The sequence below is a fragment of the Pseudomonas kairouanensis genome (assembly GCF_004682055.1).
Taxonomy (GTDB): Bacteria; Pseudomonadota; Gammaproteobacteria; order Pseudomonadales; family Pseudomonadaceae; genus Aquipseudomonas; species Aquipseudomonas kairouanensis.
In genome coordinates this window covers 98,212-106,282 of the sequence record NZ_QUZU01000018.1, presented here as the reverse complement: position 1 = coordinate 106,282, position 8,071 = coordinate 98,212, and the positions used below count along the sequence as shown (strand labels likewise).

General features: G+C 58.4%; 5 protein-coding genes and 1 rRNA gene. 2 read left to right on the top strand and 4 right to left on the bottom strand.

All coding sequences use genetic code 11. The features are described 5' to 3' along the window. Positions 1 to 61: 61 nt before the first annotated feature. Together rrf and DYL59_RS16105 are read left to right on the top strand one after the other, a co-directional pair. Positions 62 to 177 (top strand): 5S ribosomal RNA (rrf, locus tag DYL59_RS16110). A gap of 297 nt (positions 178 to 474) precedes the next feature. Next, positions 475 to 2,355, top strand: a complete 1,881-nt coding sequence (locus tag DYL59_RS16105) for a methyl-accepting chemotaxis protein (RefSeq protein ID WP_135290077.1) — start codon at positions 475 to 477, stop codon at positions 2,353 to 2,355. 45 nt (positions 2,356 to 2,400) lie between these two features. Here DYL59_RS16105 and DYL59_RS16100 read toward each other — a convergent pair whose 3' ends face one another. Genes DYL59_RS16100 through DYL59_RS16085 form a run of 4 tightly spaced genes read right to left on the bottom strand, consistent with a single transcriptional unit; the run spans position 2,401 to position 7,952 of the window. Beyond that, complete coding sequence (locus DYL59_RS16100) at positions 2,401 to 2,859, bottom strand: SRPBCC family protein (RefSeq protein ID WP_135290076.1); 459 nt, start codon at positions 2,857 to 2,859, stop codon at positions 2,401 to 2,403. A 16-nt stretch (positions 2,860 to 2,875) separates the two neighbouring features. After that, positions 2,876 to 6,253: an amino acid adenylation domain-containing protein gene (locus tag DYL59_RS16095; RefSeq protein WP_135290075.1), complete on the bottom strand. Its 3,378-nt coding sequence runs from the start codon at positions 6,251 to 6,253 to the stop codon at positions 2,876 to 2,878. Beyond that, on the bottom strand, positions 6,250 to 7,197 hold the full coding sequence (locus DYL59_RS16090; RefSeq protein WP_135290074.1) for a diiron oxygenase: 948 nt from the start codon (positions 7,195 to 7,197) through the stop codon (positions 6,250 to 6,252). The genes DYL59_RS16095 and DYL59_RS16090 overlap by 4 nt, the downstream gene beginning before the upstream one ends. Next, positions 7,194 to 7,952, bottom strand: a complete 759-nt coding sequence (locus tag DYL59_RS16085) for a DUF3050 domain-containing protein (RefSeq protein ID WP_135290073.1) — start codon at positions 7,950 to 7,952, stop codon at positions 7,194 to 7,196. Before DYL59_RS16085 ends, DYL59_RS16090 begins: the two co-directional genes overlap by 4 nt. Positions 7,953 to 8,071: the final 119 nt, after the last annotated feature.

Below are 8,071 nucleotides of genomic sequence, written 5' to 3'. Positions count from 1 at the left end.
TGTAGAAGTCCCTGAATTTCATCGGCACGTTGCTAGTGCGACGCGTCGATACACAGAATTTCTTGACGACCATAGAGCATTGGAACCACCTGATCCCATCCCGAACTCAGCAGTGAAACGATGCATCGCCGATGGTAGTGTGGGGTTTCCCCATGTGAGAGTAGGTCATCGTCAAGATTAAATTCCGAAACCCCTGTTTGCTAACGCAGACAGGGGTTTTGTCGTTTCAAGGGTGTAATAAACCTAGAAAAGCGAGAGCTCTCATACTGGACCTTGTACGACAACCATCTGTCGGTTTCCTACCTAAAACATAGAAACATCCTACAAATCGCTCAGTTTTGCCCTCGTCTGGCCGAAAGCCTGACGAGCCATGCGTGCACCGAAATAGAGCGGCCTAAGAAGCCGTCAGTACCCCTAATCGGAATGTTCCACTAGGCACGCTAACCCCCCTTTTGGCAAAAAGAAGTCGATGAAATGAATCTAAAGTTCAGTCATAAAATTCTGCTGGCCGCGTCAGGCGTCGTGGTTCTAGCCTTCGCGTTATTCACGCTTTACAACGATTATCTGCAGCGCAGCACCATCAAGCAGAACCTGGAGTCGTCCATTCAGCAATCTGGTGAACTCACCGCCAGCAGTGTGCAGAACTGGCTCAGCGGTCGAATACTGGTTCTCGAAAGTCTCACCCAAAACATTGCCCATCAGGGTAGTGGCGCCGACCTTCCCGGGTTGGTTGACCAAGCGGCGTTCACCTCAAACTTCCAGTTCACCTATGTTGGCCAAACCAACGGTGTATTTACCCAGCGCCCAGACGCCAAAATGCCTGACGGTTATGACCCCCGCCAGCGCCCTTGGTACAAGCAAGCTGTGGCTGCTGACAAGCCCATGCTTACGCCGCCCTATATGGCGGCAGTCGGTGGGCAGATCGTGACGATCGCCATGCCGGTAAAAAAGAACGGTGAATTGCTCGGCGTGGTCGGTGGTGACCTGAGCCTGCAAACCTTGGTGAAGATCATCAACTCAGTGGACTTTGGCGGAATCGGCCATGCCTTCCTGGTCAGCGGCGATGGCCAGGTCATCGTCAGTCCTGACCAAGACCAAGTGATGAAAAACCTTAAGGATATTTACCCTGGCACCCAGGTACGCATCGAAAAACTCAACCAAGACGTCGTTCTCAACGGCCAGGATCGCATCCTGTCATTCACGCCTATTAGTGGTTTGCCTGGCGCAGACTGGTACATCGGCTTGTCGATTGATAAAGACAAAGCCTATGCACCGTTGGGTAAATTCCGCACCTCTGCGTTGATTGCCATGTTGATTGCCGTGGTCGCGATTGCGGTGCTCTTGAGCCTGCTGATCCAGGTGTTGCTGCGACCACTGACGACCATGGGCGTGGCGATGCAAGACATCGCCCAAGGCGAAGGCGACCTGACCCGCCGCCTGGCCGTTACCAGTAAGGATGAATTCGGCGAAGTCGGCAGTGCATTCAATCAGTTCGTGGAGCGCATCCACGCTTCGATTAGCGAAGTGTCCTCGGCAACCCGCCACGTACACGACCTGTCACAGCGGGTGATGGCCTCATCCAATGCCTCGATCATCGGCTCCGACGAGCAAAGCGCGCGTACTAACAGCGTGGCGGCGGCGATCAACGAGCTCGGTGCCGCCACCCAGGAAATTGCACGTAACGCAGCCGATGCTTCACAGCACGCCAGTGGCGCCAGCGAGCAGGCTGATGATGGCCGCAAGGTGGTGGAGCAAACCATCCTGGCTATGTCGGCGTTGTCGCAGAAGATCAGCCTGTCCTGCACCCAGATCGAAACCCTGAATGCCAGCACCGATAACATCGGCCACATTCTCGATGTGATCAAAGGCATCTCCCAGCAGACCAACCTGCTGGCACTCAACGCTGCGATCGAAGCCGCACGCGCCGGTGAGGCCGGACGTGGGTTCGCGGTAGTCGCCGACGAGGTGCGCAACCTGGCCCACCGTACTCAGGAATCCGCCGAGGAGATCCACAAAATGATCACTTCGCTGCAAGTGGGCTCGCGTGAAGCGGTGACCACCATGAATGCCAGCCAAACCTCCAGCGAAGAAAGTGTGCAGGTTGCCAATCAGGCCGGTGAGCGCCTGGTCAGCGTGACGCAACGGATCGTTGAAATCGACGGTATGAACCAGTCCGTTGCCGCCGCCACCGAAGAGCAAACCGCAGTGGTCGAAACCCTCAACGTCGACATCAATCAGATCAACCTGCTCAACCAGCAGGGCGTGTCCAACCTCAATGAGACCCTCAAAGACTGTGATGCGTTGTCCCAGCAGGCGAATCGCCTGAAGCAACTGGTCGACAGTTTCAAGATCTGACCTGTGCATTGATGGGGCAGGAGCGAGCCGTCTCGCTCCTGCCGCTCAACCAAGCAGTTGGCGGACATTCTCCAGAGCAGTACGGGTGAAGGTCTGCACGAACTGTTCAAACCCGACCTGAGCGGGGTCCAACGGCTCGGCAATGACCGTCCATGTCACCCTGGAGCAATCCACTCCAAGTGCGTCCACACGGATCGCCGCCCACAACCGGGCAATACCCAGGGTGTTGTAGATCATGGTCCAGGTCATCTGCATGGCCTGCTCGTCCCGGCTATTGAGTTGCTCCACCACACAGTTGCCATCGCGGAAAAATTTCGTGCGTAAAGCGCCGATGCCTTGCCCTGTCATTTCGATACGTGTCAGGGCGGGGATAAACGCGTCGAAGCCCGAAAACTTCCCCACGATGTTCCACAAGTGGACGGCGCTACAGTCCATCACGACAGACGCCACTATCGGTTGGCCGTTGGGGTTGTAAATCAGCGTATCGGGATGCAGCGGTTTCATGAGTTGTCCTGAGGGTTCAAAGGAAGCCGATGGCCTTGAGGTAGTTGCAGCCTTTGCCGAGCAGCGCCGGGTTTTTCTCGGGATAGTGCGCGCCCATTTGTTCGACGCTGTGTCGTGCGTTGTCGTAGCGAATCATGGAGGTGTCGCAAATATCCTCATCCAGGCGACCCAGGTAAAACCCCAGCACGCCAAACAGCGCATTGTCCTCGCCTACGCTGTGCAACGCGCGTTGCCATCGAGCAATGCTCACTCGCTCGAAAACGTGGCCGGCCCGGCTAAATGCATCCAGGTAGTGCTGCCAACTCAAAGGCTGTGGGTTATGCAGGTTGAATACCCACTTCGCGGGTTCAAAGCGGGCGCCCTGGAAGGCGATGAAGCGAGCCAGGAAGTCCACCGGCATCAGGTCAAAGTTCAACTCCAGTCGAGGCACCAGGCCAAGTTGCAATGAGCCTTTGAGCATCAGCATCAAGCGATTTTTCTGCGGTTGGCAAACGCCGTTCTGGCTGTTGAAGCTGATGTTGCCGGGGCGATGGATGTTCACCCAGGCCCCGCGCTCCACAGCACGCCCCAATTGCCGCTCGGCGACCCATTTGGATAGGTTGTAGCCATTTTTGATGTACAGCGGCAGCGTAGGTGCGGCAGGTGCTTCAAGTACGCTCCCCTGGGTGTCGATGCTGCTCGAAGCCGACAGCGTCGAGACAAAATTCAGGACCTTCTTGCTGCGGGTCTCACATAGACGCAGGCATTCGAGTAGAGGGGCGACGTTGTCACGGGCCAGCGAGGCGTAGTCCATGACGTGATTGACCTGTGCCGCGTTATGCACCAGCACACCGAAGTCTTTGGCGAGCGTGTTGTACTCGTCACTGGCCAAACCCAGCCGGGGTCGGGCGATATCGGCAGCCAATACCCGCACACGGCTCAGGTCCAGATGCTCCAGGCGGTACTCGCGCAACGCCTGGGTAAATCGAGCCATTGCCGACTGCCCTGGGGTTTCACGTACCAGGCATGCCACCTCGGTTGCATTCGCGGCCAGCAGCGCCTCGACAATATGCACACCGACAAAACTGTTGGCACCCGTCACAATCACTTTGCGCGGATCGCCCGCGCGGCCCTCGGGCAATATCTCGACCCCCCACTCTTGTTGCGCATCCCTTTCCGGCTGGTCGGAGGGAGCATCGGGCCGTTCGCGTGTTTCCAAGAGTGTCGCGAGCGTACGGATCGTCGGCACTTCAATGAAGTGGCTCAGTGCGAAGCTACGACCGAATTGCTCGCGCGTGCGCAGTAACAAGGTCGACAACAAGATCGAATGGCCACCCAAGTCGAAGAAGCCCATATCGATACACACTTGCCCAACGGGCAAGGCCAACAGTTCGCTCCATAGGTGGATCAACTGTGTTTGCACAGGCGTGCGCACAGCGCTGCTGGCCACCGGCAAGACGGGCTGAAGGGGGAGTGCCAGCAACGACCCACGGTCGACCTTGCCGTTGCCGGAGTACGGCATGTTAGGCAACTCGCTCCAATAACCAGGCTGCATGTAATCGGGCAACCACTGCCGTGCATGGCGTTGCAAGTCGTTTATCGAGGCGCCCGGCTCGGGCTGGGAGACATAGCTGCGGATCCTGCTGTCGTGGTCGATCACCACCGCCACCTGGCGATACAGCCGACTGTTGCGCAAGCACTGCTCAATCTCTTGGGGCGTGACCCGGAAGCCGCGGATTTTCACCTGATCATCTCGGCGCCCGCCTAAGACGATCCCATCGGCGGTCCACTGCGCCGTGTCACCGCTGCGATAGGCTCGCAAGGCCCCGCCATCAGGCATGGTCAGTTCCACGAAAGCACTGCTCGTCTGCTGCGGTGCATTCACATACCCCAGGCTTACCCCCGGACCAACGATGTAGACCTCGCCCACCACCTGTTCATCCACCGGTTGCAGGTTGTCATCAAGGATCAGCACCTGACTGTTGGCGATGGGGCGGCCGATGTTGCGGTTGTTGTCGCTTGGACTGAACGTACGGTGGGTAACCAATACCGTGGCCTCCGTAGGGCCGTAGAGGTTGTGAACCTGGCACTGTCCCGCCAGGCGCTCGATCACATGGGGTTCGCACACATCGCCGCCAGTCAGCAGGTGTGTGAGACCCAGGGGTTGATCGAGGGGCAAGATGTTGAGCAGCGCGGGTGGTAGGAAGGCGTGGGTGACGCGTTGCAGGTGCAGCAGGGCCAGCAGCTGCCGAGGGTCGCGCCGTTGATCCGTGCTGGGCACGATCAGCTCGGCACCCGCGATCAGGGTGGGGAATATGTCGATCAGCGACGAATCGAAATCCAGCGGAGAAAACTGCAGGACACGGCTCTGTTCATCCAGGCTTATGCAGGACCTGAACCAGGCTGTGAAGTGCGCCAGGTTGCCTTGGCTGAGCGATACGCCCTTGGGTAGGCCGGTGGTGCCTGATGTGGAAAAGATCAGGCAGGGCGTGTCGAGGGCGCAGCGATGATGCACCAGCGGATGTGAAAGGTCGGTATCTTCGGCAACTGCCTCGCGAACATCCAATGAAACGAAGTTTTCGCGCAATGGGTGCCGGCCCGCATCGAGCAATAGGCGTGCGCCGGCGGCTTTGAGCAGTGCCTGATGACGATGAGGCGGCTGTTCCGGGCCGAGTGGCAGATACACCGCTCCACAACCCATTACCGCAAGCATGCTGGCGTAAAGCTCGATGGATTTTTCCAGGCACACCCCAACCACCACTGGCGTCTGCGCGATCTTCAGTAATGGGCGCAGCCGTTGCTGGATCTCCAGGGCCCGCAGGTGAAGCTGGCGGTAGCTCACAGGGTTGCCGGCGATATTCAGCGCCGACCGGTTAGCGAATGTGTAGAGGCTAGCCTGCAGCCGTTCGATCACCGGCACCTGTGCCTCCTGCATCACCGCCGGGTCTGCTGTACGGTTGAACCGGTGCAGAAACGCCAGTGCGTCAAGCCCGTTCAAGCCCTGCTCGGGCCAGTCATTGGCAACCGCGCTGGTAGAGAAATACCCAAGGTCCCGTGAGAAGTTACTGACCTGCAACGCCACCCATTGCACCAGCGCGTTCGTCACCTGTTGGCGCAGGCGCTGGCCGTTGCCGCTGGGCTCATCGGCAATATCCAGTACAGCCAGCAACCGCAGGTCGGCCACATAGGCGCGCAGTTGCAGCACGGGCAGCCCGCTGTCCGCAACCGGGCCAACACCTACGCGCAGGCTGAGTACCGGGGTGCGATCAGGGAGGATGTGGCGTGGCGCGCTGCCGTCATCCATCCACAGGTCGATATTCTCATCGCTCGAGACGTGCCCGTACTGCTCCAGCTCCTGCCGGACGGCGTGCAACGCGCTGCTCGCGCCGTTCCAGCCGATGACCAGGCGCCTCATGTCACCCTGCCTGGTACTGGCCAGCAGTCGCTCAAGGCCTGCACCACACTGGGTGTTTGCAGTAAGCCACTGTGTTGCAGAAAACCCTGGATATTGCCCATCAACGGGTGTCGGTGGGTGATGGGAAATGCCAGCGCGAGCACTTCATCGCGCAATGCATTGCGCAGGCTAGGGATTACGTCGAGGTGTTCGATCACCTGCAGGTCGAAGTCTTTTTGCAGGTCGTTCGTCAGGTAGTGCTTCAGGAACGTCGGTAGCACTTGGGCAATGTCGTCGCGATCACTCGGACTTGCGTCTTGCCAATACCGGCGCACCAGGTGCGTCCAGAATTGCGCGTGTCGACCTTCGTCAAACAGATGGTCGGCCATCAAGCCACGAATGGAGGCCTTGACGCTGTCATCCTTGGCGAAGGCTGCCACATCATGGGTCACGGTGTTTTCGGCGATGGCCACGCCAATCAGTTCTATTGCATCGTGCAGGCGGACTGGCGCCAGGGCTTGAGCCGCGGGCAGTGCACGGCTCAATTCGATTTCGGCGCGCAGGTCCAACGGTTGTATGCCGGTCGTGGCAATGGTTTGTTGCAGGAAGTCCAGCGCGACCAGCGCATGGTAGTCCTCGTCCACCACCACGGTCATCGCATCAATGCGGCAGGCAAGCGGAAAGGGCACCGAGAAGCGATTCTTGGCAATATTGCGCGCGGTCTTGTCGACGATCTCTGTTTCGAAAATCACTACGTCGTTGATGAATTTGTAGAAGCTTTGCACCAGCACGAAGTCCCGCCACTGTGGGCAGTGTTCGAGGAACGTCGCACTGAGTACCAAGGGTTGGCGGCAGAGCGGGTAAATCAGTTTTTCGTCGTTCTCCAGCAGGCGACGAGGACGTGTACGGATGGTCGCGCGGCGCTCCCAGTCGCCGAAAATGGCGGTGTAGGCGGCGGTATTCATGGCCGTACCTCCCGCAGTGAAGCCAGCACCTCGTCCAGGAACGTGATACGGCTTTCAACGGCGGCAAGGGCTGTGGCATTGGCTTGCTGTGGGTGCGCCGCGTCGGCGCTGACCAGGCGTTCGAGTAACTGCCCGGCGGCTGGCCCGTGATCTTCGGCGTCCAATTCGATGTGGCGCTTGAGATAGCTACAAAAGATGGGTGCCCGGCGATGGAGGAATTCATCCGATTGCAGGATGTGCGCGAACATCGCGGGAATGACACGCTCGCGACCGTGAAGAAACGCTGCCGCCACACAATGGGTGGGGGCGTGTGACGCAAGGTGCAACGTATCGCTGACAAAGCGGGCCACGCCGGGAGGCACCTCGACTTCACTCAAAGCCGCATGGGCTTGCATGCCTTGGCGTTGCAACGTGATGAAGTGATTGATCGGTACGGTATCTGCGCCCACTTCAGCCATGGCCTCCAGGTACAGTTCGAAGTGGCTGCAGTGGCCACTCTCGGGGTGTTCGTCCGACTCCTCACTCAGCACTATTTCGTTGATCAGGCGCGCCGCTTGCGGGTCGGCAGGTGGCAGCCAGGGTAGGCGAGTGCAGGTCAGGTCCTGTTGCAGGCGTTTGGTGAGCGTCATAAAGTCCCAAACAGCAAATACGTGGCTTTCCATAAAAAGTTGTAACTTGCGCAGGGAAGTTATTTCCGAAAATAACGAATGCCTGCATAACTTCAGTTTTGCTGTTTCGAGTAGTGATTGGTGCATGGTTGATGCCTGTAAGTTATTACGTCTGCTGCGCAAATAGCCATGAGCTGTTTGTGAACGGCAAAAGAAAAGTAGGTATAAACCAGGGCTGATGCGCGGCGCCGCCCACGGGTGTGGTG

Bases quoted from the DNA above. Each gene is read 5' to 3' on its own strand.
- DYL59_RS16100 (WP_135290076.1), bottom strand. From the start codon at position 2,859: ATGAAACCGCTGCATCCCGATACGCTGATTTACAACCCCAACGGCCAA.
- DYL59_RS16095 (WP_135290075.1), bottom strand. From the start codon at position 6,253: ATGAGGCGCCTGGTCATCGGCTGGAACGGCGCGAGCAGCGCGTTGCAC.
- DYL59_RS16085 (WP_135290073.1), bottom strand. From the start codon at position 7,952: ATGCACCAATCACTACTCGAAACAGCAAAACTGAAGTTATGCAGGCAT.
- DYL59_RS16090 (WP_135290074.1), bottom strand. From the start codon at position 7,197: ATGAATACCGCCGCCTACACCGCCATTTTCGGCGACTGGGAGCGCCGC.
- DYL59_RS16105 (WP_135290077.1), top strand. From the start codon at position 475: ATGAATCTAAAGTTCAGTCATAAAATTCTGCTGGCCGCGTCAGGCGTC.